The organism is Novosphingobium sp., assembly GCF_020852455.1.
Lineage (GTDB): Bacteria > Pseudomonadota > Alphaproteobacteria > Sphingomonadales > Sphingomonadaceae > Novosphingobium.
The window spans coordinates 1-16,334 of record NZ_JADZAT010000009.1 but is presented as its reverse complement, the minus strand read 5'-3'; the positions used below and the strand labels follow the sequence as shown (position 1 = coordinate 16,334).

Below are 16,334 nucleotides of genomic sequence, written 5' to 3'. Positions count from 1 at the left end.
TCATTTTAGTCAAGCGGAATCGGAGTCCCGATCCGGCACGGAGCCGGGCCGTGAGCGGACAGCAGGAGAGTGGTCAGCCGCGTTTGGTGGTCAGGTCGTGGCGCTGGCGCAGCACCGGGGCGACCACCGGGATGGTCAGCATGGTCGATCCGACCGCCGCCAGCAGCAGCGCGGTAAAGGCGCTGCTGGTCAGCACCTGTTTGTCGAACAGGATGTTGACGAAGATGATCATGATCAGCGCCTTGGTCTGCAGTAGCCAGCCGATCACCCAGGCCTCACCCTTGCCCCATTTGAGCAGCTTGCCGGCGATCCCGATCCCCAGCAACTTGCCCGCCACCATCGCGGCAAGCAGCAGTGCGGCAGCGGCAAAGGCGGTCAGCCCGCCCATGTCCCAGCTGGTGCGCAGCCCGGTGGACAGGAAAAACACCGGCATGATCGACAGCAGCACGGTATCGCGGAAGGCGTCGATCTTCTCGATCCCGAACCAGCGCGCATCAAGCGCGGCGCCGGCCAGAAATGCGCCGACCATGTAATGCAGCCCCGACCAGTCGGCCAGATAGCCGCAGGCCGCCAGCCAGATCAGCCCGCCATACCAGCGATCGCGCTCGGGGATCGCAGCCATGATCTTGCGCACCACAACCACCGCCACGGCAAAGCCCAGCAGAAAGCCCAGCTGGCGGGTGACCCGGTCCCAATCGAGCAGGATCACAGCCAGCACGCCCCAGATCATCACGTCATCCAGGCTGGCATAGCGCAGGATCCGCTGGCCCAGCGCGGTGCGCAGGATCTCCAGCTTTTCCATCAGCAGCACCAGGATCGGCAGGGCGGTGACCGCGCAGGCCATGCCAACCCCCAGCACGAATTGCCAGGTCTGCCCCTTGGCACCGATCCAGCCGGCCGGATCGCTGACCTTCAGCAGTACCATGGCCGCACCGGCACCCAGCAGCAGCGGCGCGCCCAGTGCGAGTCCAGCGGTAAGCCCGGTTTCGCCGCGCCATTTCCAGGCCTCTTGCAGGTCCAGTTCCAGCCCGGCAACGAACACGAACAGCATCACCGCCCACCAGGCCACGCCGTTCAGCGCGCCGATCACCGGCGGGGCGAACACCGTGGCATAGTAATCGGGGAACATTGCCCCCAGCACCCCGGGGCCCAGCAGGATTCCGCTGATGATCTGCACCACCACCAGCGGCGCATAATAGTCGGTCCGCAGCAGCCGCCAGAACAGATAGGGCGCCGCGAAGATGATGATCAGCGCCAGCAGAAACAGCTCGGACACGGGCAGGGCGGTTTGCATTGGTGCAGGGATTAGCACCATGCTCTGGCAGCGCCAACGTGGACACAATCGTATTCCACCGCATGCCCGGCCATTGTTTCGGGCGCCTGAAATCGCTACCTTGGGCGCCATGAAGGAACTGTTCCAGCATGCCGCCACCACCGAAGGGATCATCGTGCGCGTCGCGGTGAATTTCCTGCCCGAACAGTCGCGGGCCGATGTGGGCAAGTGGTTCTGGGTCTATCACATCCGGATCGAGAACCATTCAGACCGCACGGTCCAGCTGCTGACCCGCCACTGGCGGATCACCGACGCGCGCGGGATGGTGAATTTCATCGACGGCGATGGTGTGGTCGGTGAACAGCCGGTGCTGCAGCCGGGCAAGAGCCACGACTATGTCTCGGGCTGCCCACTCACCACCGCGCATGGCTCGATGGAAGGGCACTATACCTTTCAGGATGAAAGCGGCACGCTGTTCGACGTGGCGATCCCGTTCTTCCCGCTGGAAGCCCCGGCCACGGCGGGGTGAAGTATTTGTTGCTTGGCACGCCCGTCTCTGGCTCTAGGTAGCCCCCATGAAGCGCACGCACCTGCCCCTCAATGCCCTGCGCGTGTTCGATGCCGCGGCGCGGCACCTGTCGTTCACGCGCGCGGCTGATGAGCTGGCGGTGACCCCGGCTGCGGTCGGCCAGCAGATCCGCGCGCTGGAAGACGTGCTGGGCGTGGTGCTGTTCCGCCGCACCCCAAAGGGGCTGGAACTGACCGACGAGGCCAGCGCCGGGCTTGAGCCGCTGCGCAGCGGGTTCCTCCATTTCGAGGATGCGGTGCGGGCGATGCAGGCCGGGCAATCGAGCCACGTCTATACCATCGCCGCTCCGCGCGAATTCTTTGCCGCCTGGCTTGCGCCGCGGCTGGCCGCGTTCCGCCAAAGCAATCCCGACGTGCAGTTCAGCATGGTCGCGGATGAAGAGGCCGACTTTACCGAAGCCAACCTCGATCTGGCGGTGCGCTGGGCCGAAGGGCCGGGCGAGCTGGAAGGCGTTGCACTGGGCGATCCGGGCCGCATCACCGTGGGCCAGGGCTGCTGGATCAGCTGGCCGGGCGATACCAGCCCCGAAGGCGAGGAATGCGCCGCCCCGCCGCTCAGCGTCGGCGATGCCGGCCAGGCAATCGCCGCCGCCGCCGCGGGCATGGGCAAGGCCCGGGTGCCGGTGCTGCTGGCCCAGTCATGGCTCGACAACGGCCGGATCGCCGAACTGGGCGAACGGGCGCCTTGTCGCACGGGCTACTGGCTGGTGGCACCCAGTCCGCAGTGGCGCCAGAAAAAGGTCAAGGCGCTGGTGGCGTTCCTGACCGCCTAGTTCAGCGCGATCACGTCCCCGCGCACCATCACAAAGGCCATCCGCTTCAGCACCCGCACATCGGCCAGCGGATCGCCATCGACCGCGATGATGTCGGCGCTCTTGCCCACTTCGAGCGTGCCCACTTCCTTCTCGAGCCCCAGCAGGCCTGCTGCGTTGATCGTGGCGGCCTTGATGGCGTCCATCGGCGACATGCCGAACTTGACCAGCAGTTCGAATTCATCGGCGTTGCGGCCGTGCTTGGATACCCCGGCGTCGGTGCCATAGGCAATCCTGACGCCCAGCGGGAAGGCGATCTGCAGGGACTTGCCGGTAATCCCGATCCGCCAGTCGATCTGCTTCTTGATCGCCGGGGGATAGGCGTTGGGATTGGCCGCGAGCCGCTCAAGATAGCCGTTCACGGTGCTAAGCGTCGGCACGTAATAGGTACCGTTTTTCGCCATCATCCGGGCGGTTTCGTCATCGATCGTGGTGCCGTGCTCGATTGAGTCTGCGCCCAGCCGCACCGCCAGCTTGATCCCGTCGAGCCCGTGGGCATGAACCGCAACCTTCTTGCCATAGGCATGCGCGGTGTCGATGATCGCGCGGGCTTCGTCCTCATAGATCCGGGTCGCAAGACCGGTGCCGGAATTGACCCCGCCGGTGGTGGCGAACTTGATCACGTCCGCCCCCCGGCCGACCTGGCGGCGCACCGCGCGGCGGCAATCGTCAACCCCGTCGCAGAGGTTTTCGGTATGGACCATACCTTCGCCGGCCTCGTCCGACAGGCCAACCCGCCCATCCATGTGCCCGCCGGTGGTGGAGAGCGATTCGGCCGCATCGACAATTCGCGGACCCTGCACCCAGCCGCGCTTGATCGCCTCGCGGTAGGCCATGACCTTGCCGCCTTCATCGCCCAGGTTGCGAACCGTGGTGAAACCGGCGCGCAGGGTCTTCATCCCGTTCCACTGGGTTTCATAGGAATTGAGCGCCAGCCCGTCGGTCATCGCGGCGGCCAGCCCTTCATTACCGGCCCGGTCAGAGCCCAGATGGGTGTGGCTGTCGATCAGGCCGGGCAACACGGTCTTGCCTTTCAGGTCGATGATTTTTGCCCCGGCCGGAGCGGGCATGAAGCCATCGTGCAGCGCGGCGATCCTGCCGTCCTGGACCACGATGGTGGTGGGCCCGCGCACGGCCTGGCCCGGTACCGCGATAACCCGCCCGGCATGGATCCAGGTCTGGGTGCTGGCGGCCTCGGTCGGTGTCTGGGCGCTGACGGTAGCGGCGATTCCGGCGGTCGAAGCAAGCAGGGCAAGGGCGATCAGCGGACGGTTCATCGGGGTCTCTCTCTTGGGGTTTGCGCCAACCTATCGGGCCGGCGCGAAACGGGCAACGCTCAACGCACCAGCACGCCGCCCTTGATCACATGGTCAACCTGTTCGAGCGCGCTGACATCGTCGAGCGGGTTGGCACTGACCGCGATCATATCGCCATAGTGCCCCGGGGTCAGCGAGCCCACGTCCTTGCTCCAGCCCAGAAATTCCGCGCCGACCGTGGTGGCCGATTGCACTGTCTGAAGCGGGGTCATTCCGTATTTGACCATGTATTTGAACTGGCGCGCCTGCAGCCCGTGCGGGAAGACCCCGGCATCGGTCCCGAACGGCAGCTTGACCCCGGCCTTGACCGCCTTGGCAAAGCCCTGACGCTGGGCCTCGGTGGTCTCGTCGTTCTTGCGCAGGATTTCGGCGCTCCAGCCCTCCTTGCGGCCGACATCGGCGATATAATCACCGTTGTAGACGTCCATCACCAGGTAGGTGCCCTGCTGCCTGGCCAGGGCGATCCCGGAATCGTCGATCAGGCTGGCATGTTCGATCCCGCGCGATCCGCCCAGGATCGCGAGCTTGATCCCTTCAGCACCATGCGCATGGCTGGTGATCCACGATCCGCGCGCCCTGGCAGTCTTGGCGGCAGCAAAGATCGCCGGGCCGGACAGCTCGACCTGGCCCGGCTCGGTTCCTTCGGCCAGCACCGCGCCGGTGGCGATCAGCTTGATCGAATCCGCGCCCATATCGAGCATCAGATCGACCTTGCGATGGACCTCGGCGGGGGTTGTCGCGACGCCCAGCCGCATCTCGGGCGGCACCACCATTCCCTTGGGCAGGCCGGTCACCTCGCCGCCGCCGCCGGGCACGGTGATATAGCCGCCGACCGCGTTGATCCGCGGGCCGATCACGTCGCCGCGATTGATCGCATTGCGCAGCTCGATATTCCCGGCGGCGCGGAACGATCCGACATCGTGGACGGTGGTGAACCCGGCCTCCAGCGTCAGGCGGGCATGGCGCGCGCCCAGATAGGCGGTTTCCTCGGCCGAATGCTTGAGCGGTTCGGCCGGATCATTGGTCTGCAGGTAGTCGGCCAGGTGGACATGCGCGTCGATCAGACCGGGCAGCACCCAATAGGCGCTCCAGTCGATCACAGTGCTGCCCGCCGGGGGCGCGCTCCACCGCGCAACGGTGGTAACCCGCCCATCGGTGACGGTGATCGCCTGATCGTGCAGCACCTGTCCGCTCGACGGCTCGATCAGGTGCCCGGCATGGACCACCACCGTATCGGCCAGGGCCGGGGCGGCGGTCAGCGACAGGGCGAGGGCAAGGGCACTGGCAGGCTTCATCGCATCAAGGTGACTCGAATGCGCCAGATTCGCAATCCATGGGGACTCTGTCTCAACCTGCCAGCGTCCGGCGCAGCAGGGCGACCAGGTCATGGCGCAGCGCCGATGGGTCGGCTTCCTCGGCCGAATCTGCTGCGATCTCGATCGAGATGCCGGCCAGCTGGCTGCCCAGCATGAAGGCGATGTGCGCGGCGGGCAGGGCGGGGGTGATGCTGCCTGCGGCCTGGCCGGCCAGCACCAGCGCCTCGATCCGCTGGCCGAACTGTTCCTGGACCTGGTCGAACACCTCGCGGGTTTCCAGCCGGTTGGCGATCATCGCGCTGAACAGCACGAAATAGGCGCGCACCGACACATCGTGCTGGGCCAGATCAACGAACCGGTCGAACAGCGCCAGCACCTGATCGAGCGGATCGGAAAGGCCGGCGATCGCCTGATCGACCTCGGCATTGACCTGGGCCGAAACGCGCCAGATCACTGCCTCGATCAGCCCGTCCTTGGACCCGTATTTGCGGCTGGCCAGCCCGCGCGAAAAGCCGGCGCGTTCGCCGACCCGTTCCAGCGTGGCGGCGGGATAGCCTTCCTCGGCAATGATCGCGGCGGCGGCGGCCAGCAGCCGGGCATCGGACGCCTCGCGGCGCTGCGCCTGGGTCCGGCGTTCCGGCAATAATGCGGCGCTGCTCGCCATGGGTCCCCCGCTGCCCGCGGGTGCAGGCAAGTTAGTTGTTGACTGACAACCAACAATCAATCAGGTTTCAAGTCAAGCCCGAATCTTGGACCGGGCAAAAGGAGTGGACGACATGACGATTTCCGAAGAGCTGGCCCGCACGATCATCGATCCCAAGGCCTATTCCGAGCGTGAGATCGTTGACGCTGCCTTTGCCAAGATCCGCGCCGAACAGCCGCTCGACAAGGCCGAACTTGCCGAGTTTGAGCCGTTCTGGGTGGTCAGCCGCCACGCCGACATCAAGGAGATCGAGCGCCAGGCGAACATCTTCCACAACGGCGACAAGAGCACTTTCATCACCAACATCGAGGGCAACGAACGGGTCAAGATGCTGACCGGGGGTGAGCCCAACCTGATCCGCAGTCTGGTTTCGGTCGATGGTGATGAGCACAAGGCGCTGCGCGGGATCGTGTTCCCGCATGTCACCCCGCGTGCGATCAAGCCGCTGGAAGACGCGATCCGCGGCATCGCCAACGAATTCGTCGATCACATGCTGAGCTTCGATGGCGAATGCGATTTCGCCGCCGACGTGGCCTTCCTCTATCCGCTGCGGGTAATCATGACCGTGCTGGGCGTGCCGCAGGAAGACGAAGCCTTCATGCTCAAGCTGACGCAGGAACTGTTCAACAACGCCGACCCCGAACTCAACCGCGCCCGGGCCGAACTGACCCCCGAAGAAATGCTCAAGAGCCTGTGGGAAACCACGATGGAGCTGGAGAACTATTTCAAGGCGGTGACCGAGCGCTTCCGGGCCGAGCCCAGCACCGCGATCAACAGCCTGATCGCCAATGCCCAGATCAACGGCGAATACCTCAACCACCGGCAGATGATGGGGTACTACATCATCGCCGCCACCGCCGGGCACGATACCACCAGCAACACCACCGCGGGCGCGATGTGGGCGCTGGCCGAACGGCCGCACCTGCTCAAGCAGATGCAGGACAACCCCGAACGCATCAACGCCTTCGTCGAGGAATCGATCCGCTGGGAAGTGCCGGTCAAGCACTTCATGCGCAGCGCGGTGGCCGATTGCGAGATCGGCGGCCAGCAGATCAAGGCCGGTGACTGGCTGATGCTCAGCTATCAGTCGGGCAACCGCGATGAAAGCGTCTGGGCCGATCCGTTCGATTTCCGCATGGACCGCGAACAGAATCCGCAGATCGCGTTCGGCTATGGCGTCCACGTCTGCCTGGGCCAGCACCTGGCGCGGATGGAAATGCGGATCCTGTGGGAAGAGCTGTTCAAGCGGCTCAAGTCGGTCGAAATGAACGGCAAGGGCGAACGCACGATCTCCAACTTCGTCTGCGGGCCCAAGCATGTTCCGATCCGCTTCGCGGTGAACTGACATGCGCAAGTGGAAATGCCGCAACTGCGGAATGATCTATGACGAGGCCCTGGGCCTGCCCGAAGACGGCATCGCCCCAGGCACCCGGTTCGAGGACATTCCCGACGACTGGTATTGCCCCGATTGCGGCACCGAAAAGGACGACTTCGAACTGGTCGATTATTAATCGTCCGATTAAATTGCGCTTGACCTGCGCCGCGCGCGCAGGTCAAGTCGTGCGATGCATCCCGATACGATCCGCATCCCCGTAGCCCCCGGCATCGAAATCGCCGCCGACATTGCCGGTCCGCGCGGCGCGCCCACGGTGGTGCTGGGGCACGGCGGCGGGCAGACCAGGCATTCGTGGGACAAGGCCGAGCTGCAGCTGGCCGAGGCCGGCTATTTCGCGATCAACTACGACCTGCGCGGGCATGGCGACAGCGACTGGTCGAAAGACGGCGACTACAGCCTGGAAGTGCGCGCCGATGATCTGGCCGCGGTGGTCGATCACGGATCGCGCCCGTTCGCGCTGGTCGGCGCTTCGCTGGGCGGGATCACCGCGATGGTCGCGGCCTCGCGCGGGCTTGATCCGGCGGCGCTGGTGCTGGTCGATATCGTCCCCAAGATGAGCCAGAAGGGCGTGGCCAAAATCGTTGCCTTCATGACTGCGAACCCAAACGGCTTCGCCAGTCTGGAAGATGCCGCCGATGCAATCAGCGCCTATTACCCCGATCGTCCCCGGCCCAAGGACCTCTCGGGCCTCAACAAGAACCTGCGCAAGGGCGATGACGGCCGGTTCCGCTGGCACTGGGATCCCAACTGGATGCAGTCCGATCGCGGCGATCCGCGTTATCTGCTCAAGCTGATGGACGAGGCCGACTGGACCGACCGGGTGCCGACCCTGCTGGTCCGCGGGATGAAAAGCGATATCGTCGATGATGACGGGGTCGAAGACCTGCGCCGCCGGATACCCCAGCTGGAGATCGCCGACATCCGCGGCGCCGGGCACATGGTGGCGGGCGACAAGAATGACGAATTCAACGCGGCGGTGATCGACTTCCTGACCCGCGTCATGCCCTCTCGACAGCCGGCCTGATTTCCGCGAACCTGCGGCTTCGTCACGAAGGATTTTCGATGAAGCTGTCGCATGTTGCCCTGGGCCTGCTGGTCTGGCCGGGCCTGCTCGCCGCCGGGGTGCCGGGTGGGGGTGTGCCGGTGCCGCCGCCGCAGGAAACCAGTTCCGGTGCTGTACTTGATCGCCCCGGCAATCCCGCACTGCCGCGCCCCGCGGTTGCCCCGCCGGCGGCCTGGGTCGATGTGCTGCCGATCCCCAAGCCGCCCCGCGATGCCGATGGCGCGGCGACTGTCCAGCTGTTGGGCGATGTCCAGACCCGGTTCACCGCCAAGGGCGATCTGACCTATTACGCCAGCACCTGGCAGATCGGCACGGCGCAGGGGCTGGACGGCAGCGAGCTGCAGATCGACTGGGATCCCGCGCTGGAAACACTGACGCTGCACAAGTACCGGATCCTGCGCGATGGCCAGCCGATCGACCTGCTTGGCGATGGGGCCAAGATCAAGGTGATCCAGCGCGAAAGCGGGATGGAAAACCTGATGCTCGACGGGCGGCTGACCGCCACCCAGCAGCCGGAAGACCTGCGGGTCGGCGATGTGATCGAACTGGCCTATACGATCGACCGCCACGATCCGGCCATGAAGGGCTTCAGCACCTATGTGGTCGGGCCCAGCGACGGCGCTGCGTTCGGGCGGTTCCGGGCCCGGCTGCTGTGGGGTGCGGACAAGAAGATGCAGTGGCGGGTCTATCCCGGGATCCTCCAGCCCAAGCTGAAGAAAAGCGCCGATGGCAGCGAACTGGTGGCCGATGTGCTCGATGGCGTGGCGCCGATGGCGCCCGAAGGCGCACCCGCCCGCTATGGCCTGGTCAACGCGGTCGAGATTACCCAGTTTGCCGATTGGCAATCGGTCAGCCGGCTGTTCAATCCGCTTTACGCCAAGGCAGTCAAACTGGCGCCTGACAGCCCGCTGCGCGCCGAAGCGGCCAAGATCGCCGCGCAAAGTCAGGATCCCAGGCGCCGGGCCGAACTGGCGCTCAGGCTGGTGCAGGAACAGGTGCGTTACCTGTTCTTGGGGATGGACGATGGCGGCTATGTCCCGGCCGACGCCGACCAGACCTGGGTCCGCCGGTTCGGTGATTGCAAGGGCAAGACCGTGCTGCTGCTGGCGCTGCTGGGCGAGCTGGGGATCGAGGCACGGCCAGTGCTGGTCCATTCCGAACGCGGCGATCTGATCGGCAACCGTCTGCCGACTGCGGACGCTTTTGATCATGTGCTGGTCGAAGCGCGGATTGACGGCAAAAGCTATTGGCTGGACGGCACCCGGCTGGGCGATGAACGGCTCGATCTGCTGCAGATCCCCGATTACCGCTATGGCCTGCCGGTGACCGAGGCCGGGGCCGGGCTGGTGCAGATCCTGCCCGATCCGCTGGTCCGCCCCAGCCAGGTGGTCAGCCTGACGCTTGATGCCAGCAAGGGGCTTGACGTGCCGGCTGCGGCCAGCGGTGAAATGCGATTTCACGGCACTGCCGCTTCGGACATGCGGCTGACCTATGCCGGCTATTCGCAGGCCGATCGCCAGCGCGAACTGCGCAAGCTGTGGCGCAAGAGTTATGACTTTGTCGCGCCGGGCAAGATCACTACCCGCAGTGATCCCGATACCGGCGAATTCATCATCGCCATGACCGGCAGCGCCAGCATGGAATGGACCCGCGACCTGGGCACGCGCTGGTATGAAATGGACAAGTCACGGCTGGGCTGGCGGTTCGACATTGCCCGCGAGGGCGAACTCAATCCCGATGCGCCCTATGCCTTCGAATATCCCGACTGGTGGATCTATCGCCAGACCATCGTGCTGCCGCACGGCGGCGTGGGTTTCCGCGTCCAGGGTGAGGGCTTTGATCAGACCATCGGCGATCTCTACCAGTTCAAGCGGAGCGTGAAGAAGGATGGCGCCACGGTGACGATGGAGGCTGAAACCCGCGCGCTGGCTGGCGAACTGCCCGCCGCGCGTGCCAGCCGCACCCGCAATGCGATGTCCGAACTGGCCACCAACGGTCTCTATGTCCGGATGCCTTCGGACTATGAACCGACCGAAGCCGAAAAGGCCCAGGCCCGCCGCGAGGATGAGGCCGAAGCCGAGGCGGCCCGGGCCAAGGGGAAGGGCGCTAAGCCCGCCAAGGCCAACTAGGCAGCGATCCCCAGCTTGCGCACCGCGCGCCAGGCCAGCGCCTTGGCGCGATTCTGCGCGGGATAGGGGCCGGGGCTGGCCGGGGCCAGCCCGATCCGCCGCAGCACATGGTTGAAGGCGCGGGCATCGGCTTCGGCATAGGACCATTCCGAGCGCCAGGTGACCGACAGCGAGATCGACGGCTGATCGCCGTTCTGGACCCAGTGCGGGGCCTTGACCGGCACGTGGATCGCCTCGCCCGGGCCGATGTGGATCGCCTGACCCTTGGCGGCGTAGCTGTCGTTCCAGTCAAGGTTCCGGTGGTGCTTGCCCAGATGATACAGCTCATGCGCCTCGGCGCCGAACATCGCCTCGTCCTCGATCGGGAACAGGGTCATGGTCTTTTCGCCCATCACCTGCAGCAGGATGTTGTGTTCGGGATCGAAGTGGAACGGGGTGACCGATCCGGGCGAAGTGATGAAGACGAAGCCTTCCAGCTGCATCATTTCGCCGGTGCGCGGCACCACCAGATCCTTCAGTTCGGCCAGGACGCCGTGCAGTAGGTCGCGGTAGGCCGGGACCTGTTCGATCCGCTTGAGCGCCACCCACGATCCGGCCCGGTCGATCTGGCGGATCGTCTCGACCACGCTGAGCTTTGCCTGCGGTACGTCCTCGGGACGGATCCCGATCGGCAGCTTGCCGGAGTTGTACTCGATCTCGTGCGCGGGCAGCGCTTCGGCCAGGCCCACCAGCGCCTCAAGCGTCAGCAGCGGATGGCCCAGCAGTGTGTGACTGAGCTTGGCCGGCGCATTGGGATAGGCGGCGGCCAGCGCCTCGCGGGTTTCGGCAGGAAAAACAGCGGATTCCATCGGGGCAGGTCCTCACTACGATTCCTCCGCGCGATAGCAGCGGCGGGTTAAGATCGGGTGAGGGCCTCCGCAACAGGTTGCCCCGCCCGGTCGGGCCGGGCGGGGCGGGGGTGACGGGACCTGTCCGAGGTGGCGCACGGCCCAGAGGGACCGGGCCGTGCTCCGTTCCTCATTCCTCGGACGGGATCCGCCAGGTGACTGCGCCGCTGAACGTGCCGGCAACGCGGTCGCCATCGCTGTTGGTGGCGGGATCGAACCGGGCGCGGCTGCTGATCCGGTCGCAGGTCGCCCGGTCGAGGCCCGACCAGCCGCTGGACGTGGTGATCGTGCAATCGGTAACCTTGCCGCTGGCGTCGATTGCCAGGCGATAGCTGGTGCGGCCTTCATGCCCTGCGCGCAGGTCGCCGGTGGGATAGTCGTTGTCGCTCACCCAATTGCCGGTCCCGCCCCGGGGCCGGGCGCTCTTGGGGGTAAAGCGCGGCGGCGGCGGGGTGGGCACCGGGCGGGTGATCTCCAGCTCGCCGATCCCGCCATCGCCCAGGCCGCCATCGGCAACGGTGGTCGGCATCGGCGCTGGCCCGGTATCGAAGATCAGATCGGTTCGCGGTTCCTGCGGGCTACGCTGGGCCTGGCTGGGCGTCTGGTCCTGCGGCTTGGGCGGCTCGATCGGCTTGATCTCCGGCTCCTTGGTGGGGGTGATCGACACGAACCGCTCTTCTTCCTTGCGGGTAAAGCTGGTGGCCAGCCCGGTCACCACCGCCCAGGCCAGACCGGCCTCAAGCAGCAGCACGGCGGTTCCCGCACCCAGTTTGCGATTGGTGGTATTGGCATCGGCATAGGCCATGGCAGCTCTCCTCTGTTGGCGCTGCCCTGGCTTGCCTGATGCGAGTCGCGGGGCAGCACGTCCTTATTGAATGAGATAGTATAACATACAATGAACGAGTCAAGCCCCTGTGCCGTAGCGTCAAGGTAAGGGCTCTCGCGCCGCGTAGCCAAACTGCTAGGCTGCGGGCAAATCCACGGGGAGAGTTCCGATGCCAGTATTCTACGATTGCACCACCGCCCCCAGCCCGCGCCGCGCGCGGATCGTGCTGGCGGAAAAGGGCATCGCGCATGAGGTGCGCCAGATCGATCTGGCCAGCGGTGAGCAACTGTCTGACGCCTATCGCGCGATCAACCCGGCCTGCACGGTGCCCGCGCTGGTGCTGGATGACGGCGCGGTACTGACTGACAATGCCGGCATCGCCGCCTGGGCCGAAGCAGTGCAGGGCGAACCGCCCTTGCTGGGCACCACCCCGCTGGAAAAGGCGCAGGTCGCCAGCTGGAATTCGAAGATCGAGGGCGAATGCTTCATGGCGATCGCCGAAGTGCTGCGCAACAAGGCCCGGGGCATGGTCGACCGGGCGCTGCCGGGACCCAACAATTACGCCCAGATCCCCGAACTGGCCGAACGCGGGCGGGCCCGGCTGACCCATTTCCTTGACCGCTTCGAGCAGCACATGACCGGGCGCGACTGGGTTGCCATCGACAGCTTCAGCCTGGCCGACATCACCGCCGGGGTGGCGCTCGATTTCGCCGGTTGGGTCAAGGTCGATGTCAACGAAGGCCGCCCGGGAATCGCGGCCTGGCGGGCAAAACTGGCGCAGCGGCCGTCCTTCGCGATTTGATCGGCTAAGCCGCACCGGGCACTTGTTTTTTTGACGATGTAAGGTAGACCTTACATCGAATCTGAAGTGAGGCGACCGATGCCATTCATCTTCCCGACTCTGCCCACCCGACCGGCCACGCCGACCCACAGTGCGACCACCGAATTCACCGGTGCCGGGCCGATCACCATCGCCGCCACGGATATCTACTACACCCGGAACCTCGATACCGTTGACGGTTCGACGCCGCCCGGGCCCCATTTCATTCCGCCGTTCGGCAGCCCGACAGCATGGTTTGCCGGTGATCCCAACCCGCCCTACACGGTGGTGGTCAACAATGCCGGGATCATCTGGAACTGGTCGGACCGCTATTCGGCGCAGGCGACCGCTGGCGGCGGGATCAACAACACCGGCTGGATCATTGCCGAGGCCTTTCCCCGCGCGGACAACCTGTTCGGGGCAGGCCAGCAATCAAGCGCTTACGGTGCCTATGCCTATACCTCGCTGAACAATGCCGGGACGATCGTGGCCGATGCCCAGGGCAATGCCTACGCTGCCGACACCCAGCAGGCCTATGTCACCGTGGTCAATTCGGGCACGATCGCAGCCCGCTCCAGCTATCTCGCCGATCATTCGGTCAGCGGCGGGGCCTATGCGCTGCGGCTGCTCAATGGGGGTAATGCCACCAACACCGCCACCGGGGTAATCTATGCCGAAGGACCGCAGGCCACGGCAGTGGTCTTCGGACGCGGTGCACCTCCGGCCTTCCCTGAACAGGGCGTGCTGACCAATCACGGACTGATCGAAGCCGTTTCGACCGACCCCGCCAGGGATGCGATCGGGGTCAGGGTTCAGAACATTCGCGGCGAATCCTTCCTGCTGGTCAACGATGGCACGATCCGCGCGGACATTGCGATTTATGCGCCGTCCGATGCGGAAGAGATCTTTACCACCGCGAACCAGCAGAACGCGCAGACGATCCAGAACCTTGCCGGCGGGCTGATCGAAGGCGAAATCCGCCTGAACCGCGGCAACGACGTGCTGACCAATGCCGGCTCAATCGTGGGCCGGATCGACATGGGCGAAGGCAATGACACGATCGACAGCAGTGCCGGCAGCATTGTTGGCCTGGTCGATCTGGCCATGGGGCAGGACAGCTTTACCGGCGGCACCGGCAATGAAACGGTGCGCGGCGGGCTGGGCAACGACCTGCTGTACGGCGGGGGCGGAGCTGACCTGCTGATCGGCGATGGCAACGACGATACGCTGCGCGGCGATGGCGGCAATGACGGGCTTTATGGCGGGGCCGGGAACGACCTGCTGATCACCGAAGGCGGCGATCTTGCCGATGGCGGCAGCGGCAACGATTCGATTTCGACCGCCGACTATGCCTTCGCCCGGATTGCGGGCGGAACCGGGCATGATCTGTGGTCGCTGCAAGGCGGCACGCGGGCGATCGATCTTGGCGCTGCGCTGGCAGGCGGACGACTGTCAGGGATCGACGAGATTGCGCTCAGCACCGGCAAGCAGCTGACCATCCATGCCGGGAATGTCACCGCGCTCAGCGATGCGGCCGAACTGGTGATATCGCAAGCTTCGGGCAGCACGGTCTATCTGGATGGCGGCTGGACGGCGGGCGCCACCAGCCAGATCGGTACGCAGACCTACCGCGCCTATACCCTGGGTGCCGAACGGGTGCTGGTCGATACCGCTGCGACCGTGGTGCTGGGCCTGCCCGCCAGCGCGGGCGGCGGGCTTGATGCCGTGGCCGCCGGTCCTGCCGCCGCCTTGCCCGATGCCGCGGCCGGAACGGGGCTGAGTGACACCGTCGCCAACGGGCTGCGTTCGGTGATGGACAGCCTGACAATCGATGCGCAAACCACGGTGAGCCGCACCGATGGCGGCTTTGTGCTGTTCTTCCTGGATACGACCGTCAATCCGGTGCTGACCAATTACGGCACGATCGTCGGCGACAATTCGCAGCATGTGGCCACAAGTGTGAGCGGGGTGGGCAGTCTGGTCCCCATGAACCTGCAAAATTACGGCACGATCCGGGCCAGCGGTGTGGCCGACGAAGATGCCACCGCAGTGCTGCAAGGCTCGGCCGGGCTGCTCCACAACAGCGGGCTGATCGAAGCGAGCACCGAACGCGGCGATGCCCTGGGGGCATATCTGTTCGGAAGCTACTTTGCGTCAGACTATTCCAACACCGGCTCGATTCACGCCGTTTCGCAGCACGGCTTTGCCACCGGGGCATTCTTCTACAACTACACCACCTTCACCAATGACGGAAACATCATTGCCGAAGGCGGTGATGGGGCGGCGGCGGTCGATCTTTCGTTCTTCGGGGGATCGCTGACCAACAACGGCACGATCACTGCTACGGTGGGGCCCAAGGCGACCTATTATGGCCTGGGCGCCGGTGTCCGCGACGGGCAGCTGACCAACACCGGGCTGATCGCGGCCGATATCGCGGTCTACCTGGTGTCGGACCGGTTTGCGTCCACGATCGTCAACTCCGGGCAGATCAATGGCACAGTGATCCTCGACTATGATCACAACAGCGTGGATTTCTTCGGTGCGACCATCGTCAACCAGGCCGGGGGCACGATCAACGGTTCGCTGCTGCTGGGTTCGGGCCGAAGCCTCGGCAGCTCCATTACCAATCGCGGCACGATCAATGGCGATGTTGAGTTCTATGTCGGCAACGACACGCTCGACGCGGTCGGCGGAACGATCAACGGTGCGATCTTTGGCGGTGCAGGCAATGACCTGTACAAGGTCGATACCCAGTCGCTGCTGATCGTCGAGAACGCCGATGAAGGAGTCGATACGGTTGAGGCGACCACCGGCTATTATCTGTTCGCCAACATCGAGAACCTTGTGCTGACCGGCACGGCGGGCAATTTCGGCGTGGGCAATGATCTTGCCAACACGATCACCGGCAACAGCGGATCGAACCTCTTGCTCGGCGGGCTGGGCGATGATGTGCTCAATGGCGGTGACGGGGTAGACAGCCTGTTTGGCCAGGACGGCGTCGATACGCTGAACGGCGATGCCGGGGTCGATTACCTGGTTGGCGGGATCGGCAATGATGTGCTGCACGGCGGGGCCGATGCCGATGCGCTGTATGGTGAGGATGGCGACGATACGCTTGATGGCGGGGACAGCTTCGATACCGACATTCTGGTCGGCGGGGCAGGCAACGATACGCTTGATGGCGTGTCGGGCCAGGCCAATCCTG

At 65.2% G+C, this 16,334-nt stretch carries 14 protein-coding genes; 8 read left to right on the top strand and 6 right to left on the bottom strand.

Going from position 1 to position 16,334, the window contains the following annotated elements:
- Positions 1-73 precede the first annotated feature (73 nt).
- A complete protein-coding gene (locus IT549_RS03350; protein ID WP_292969953.1) occupies positions 74-1,294 on the bottom strand; it encodes a cation:proton antiporter in 1,221 nt (406 codons plus the stop codon).
- A gap of 109 nt (positions 1,295-1,403) precedes the next feature.
- Here IT549_RS03350 and apaG point away from each other — a divergent pair, with 109 nt between their 5' ends.
- Together apaG and IT549_RS03340 are read left to right on the top strand one after the other, a co-directional pair.
- Entirely contained in the window at positions 1,404-1,802 is a 399-nt protein-coding gene (gene apaG, locus IT549_RS03345; protein WP_292969952.1) for a Co2+/Mg2+ efflux protein ApaG, read from the top strand.
- Between the two features lie 46 nt (positions 1,803-1,848).
- Positions 1,849-2,634, top strand: coding sequence for a LysR family transcriptional regulator (locus IT549_RS03340; RefSeq protein WP_292969951.1), 786 nt, complete (start codon positions 1,849-1,851; stop codon positions 2,632-2,634).
- Here the strand turns inward: IT549_RS03340 and IT549_RS03335 are convergent.
- From IT549_RS03335 to IT549_RS03325, 3 genes are read right to left on the bottom strand one after another with little or no spacing between them, the layout of a single operon-like run.
- Positions 2,631-3,950, bottom strand: coding sequence for an amidohydrolase family protein (locus IT549_RS03335; RefSeq protein WP_292969950.1), 1,320 nt, complete (start codon positions 3,948-3,950; stop codon positions 2,631-2,633). The two genes, IT549_RS03340 and IT549_RS03335, sit on opposite strands and share 4 nt — an antisense overlap.
- Positions 3,951-4,009: 59 nt before the next feature.
- On the bottom strand, positions 4,010-5,284 hold the full coding sequence (locus IT549_RS03330) for an amidohydrolase family protein (protein ID WP_292969949.1): 1,275 nt from the start codon (positions 5,282-5,284) through the stop codon (positions 4,010-4,012).
- 52 nt (positions 5,285-5,336) lie between these two features.
- Positions 5,337-5,969 (bottom strand): TetR/AcrR family transcriptional regulator, encoded by a 633-nt coding sequence (locus IT549_RS03325; protein ID WP_292969948.1) that lies wholly within the window; start codon positions 5,967-5,969, stop codon positions 5,337-5,339.
- A gap of 112 nt (positions 5,970-6,081) precedes the next feature.
- Here IT549_RS03325 and IT549_RS03320 point away from each other — a divergent pair, with 112 nt between their 5' ends.
- Genes IT549_RS03320 through IT549_RS03305 form a run of 4 tightly spaced genes read left to right on the top strand, consistent with a single transcriptional unit; the run spans position 6,082 to position 10,596 of the window.
- Complete coding sequence (locus IT549_RS03320) at positions 6,082-7,353, top strand: cytochrome P450 (RefSeq protein WP_292969947.1); 1,272 nt, start codon at positions 6,082-6,084, stop codon at positions 7,351-7,353.
- A gap of 1 nt (position 7,354) precedes the next feature.
- The gene (locus IT549_RS03315) at positions 7,355-7,519 is read left to right on the top strand and encodes a rubredoxin (RefSeq protein ID WP_292969946.1); all 165 of its coding nucleotides are present in this window, start codon (positions 7,355-7,357) and stop codon (positions 7,517-7,519) included.
- Positions 7,520-7,573: 54 nt separating this feature from the next.
- Entirely contained in the window at positions 7,574-8,428 is an 855-nt protein-coding gene (locus IT549_RS03310) for an alpha/beta hydrolase (protein WP_292969945.1), read from the top strand.
- Between the two features lie 38 nt (positions 8,429-8,466).
- The gene (locus IT549_RS03305; RefSeq protein ID WP_292969944.1) at positions 8,467-10,596 is read left to right on the top strand and encodes a DUF3857 domain-containing protein; all 2,130 of its coding nucleotides are present in this window, start codon (positions 8,467-8,469) and stop codon (positions 10,594-10,596) included.
- Here IT549_RS03305 and IT549_RS03300 read toward each other — a convergent pair.
- A complete protein-coding gene (locus IT549_RS03300; protein ID WP_292969943.1) occupies positions 10,593-11,444 on the bottom strand; it encodes a cupin-like domain-containing protein in 852 nt (283 codons plus the stop codon). The two genes, IT549_RS03305 and IT549_RS03300, sit on opposite strands and share 4 nt — an antisense overlap.
- Before the next feature lie 169 nt (positions 11,445-11,613).
- Positions 11,614-12,288, bottom strand: coding sequence for an energy transducer TonB (locus IT549_RS03295; protein WP_292969942.1), 675 nt, complete (start codon positions 12,286-12,288; stop codon positions 11,614-11,616).
- Positions 12,289-12,478: 190 nt separating this feature from the next.
- Between IT549_RS03295 and IT549_RS03290 the strand changes: the two genes are divergently transcribed.
- Positions 12,479-13,111, top strand: coding sequence for a glutathione S-transferase family protein (locus IT549_RS03290; protein ID WP_292969941.1), 633 nt, complete (start codon positions 12,479-12,481; stop codon positions 13,109-13,111).
- Between the two features lie 78 nt (positions 13,112-13,189).
- A partial coding sequence (locus IT549_RS03285) for a calcium-binding protein (RefSeq protein ID WP_292969940.1) occupies positions 13,190-16,334 on the top strand: 3,145 nt, incomplete at its 3' end.

What these genes read in the sequence shown, in the direction of transcription:
- IT549_RS03350 (WP_292969953.1), bottom strand. Translation starts at nt 1,294, where the DNA reads ATGCAAACCGCCCTGCCCGTGTCCGAGCTGTTTCTGCTGGCGCTGATC.
- apaG (WP_292969952.1), top strand. Translation starts at nt 1,404, where the DNA reads ATGAAGGAACTGTTCCAGCATGCCGCCACCACCGAAGGGATCATCGTG.
- IT549_RS03340 (WP_292969951.1), top strand. Translation starts at nt 1,849, where the DNA reads ATGAAGCGCACGCACCTGCCCCTCAATGCCCTGCGCGTGTTCGATGCC.
- IT549_RS03335 (WP_292969950.1), bottom strand. Translation starts at nt 3,950, where the DNA reads ATGAACCGTCCGCTGATCGCCCTTGCCCTGCTTGCTTCGACCGCCGGA.
- IT549_RS03330 (WP_292969949.1), bottom strand. Translation starts at nt 5,284, where the DNA reads ATGAAGCCTGCCAGTGCCCTTGCCCTCGCCCTGTCGCTGACCGCCGCC.
- IT549_RS03325 (WP_292969948.1), bottom strand. Translation starts at nt 5,969, where the DNA reads ATGGCGAGCAGCGCCGCATTATTGCCGGAACGCCGGACCCAGGCGCAG.
- IT549_RS03320 (WP_292969947.1), top strand. Translation starts at nt 6,082, where the DNA reads ATGACGATTTCCGAAGAGCTGGCCCGCACGATCATCGATCCCAAGGCC.
- IT549_RS03315 (WP_292969946.1), top strand. Translation starts at nt 7,355, where the DNA reads ATGCGCAAGTGGAAATGCCGCAACTGCGGAATGATCTATGACGAGGCC.
- IT549_RS03310 (WP_292969945.1), top strand. Translation starts at nt 7,574, where the DNA reads ATGCATCCCGATACGATCCGCATCCCCGTAGCCCCCGGCATCGAAATC.
- IT549_RS03305 (WP_292969944.1), top strand. Translation starts at nt 8,467, where the DNA reads ATGAAGCTGTCGCATGTTGCCCTGGGCCTGCTGGTCTGGCCGGGCCTG.
- IT549_RS03300 (WP_292969943.1), bottom strand. Translation starts at nt 11,444, where the DNA reads ATGGAATCCGCTGTTTTTCCTGCCGAAACCCGCGAGGCGCTGGCCGCC.
- IT549_RS03295 (WP_292969942.1), bottom strand. Translation starts at nt 12,288, where the DNA reads ATGGCCTATGCCGATGCCAATACCACCAATCGCAAACTGGGTGCGGGA.
- IT549_RS03290 (WP_292969941.1), top strand. Translation starts at nt 12,479, where the DNA reads ATGCCAGTATTCTACGATTGCACCACCGCCCCCAGCCCGCGCCGCGCG.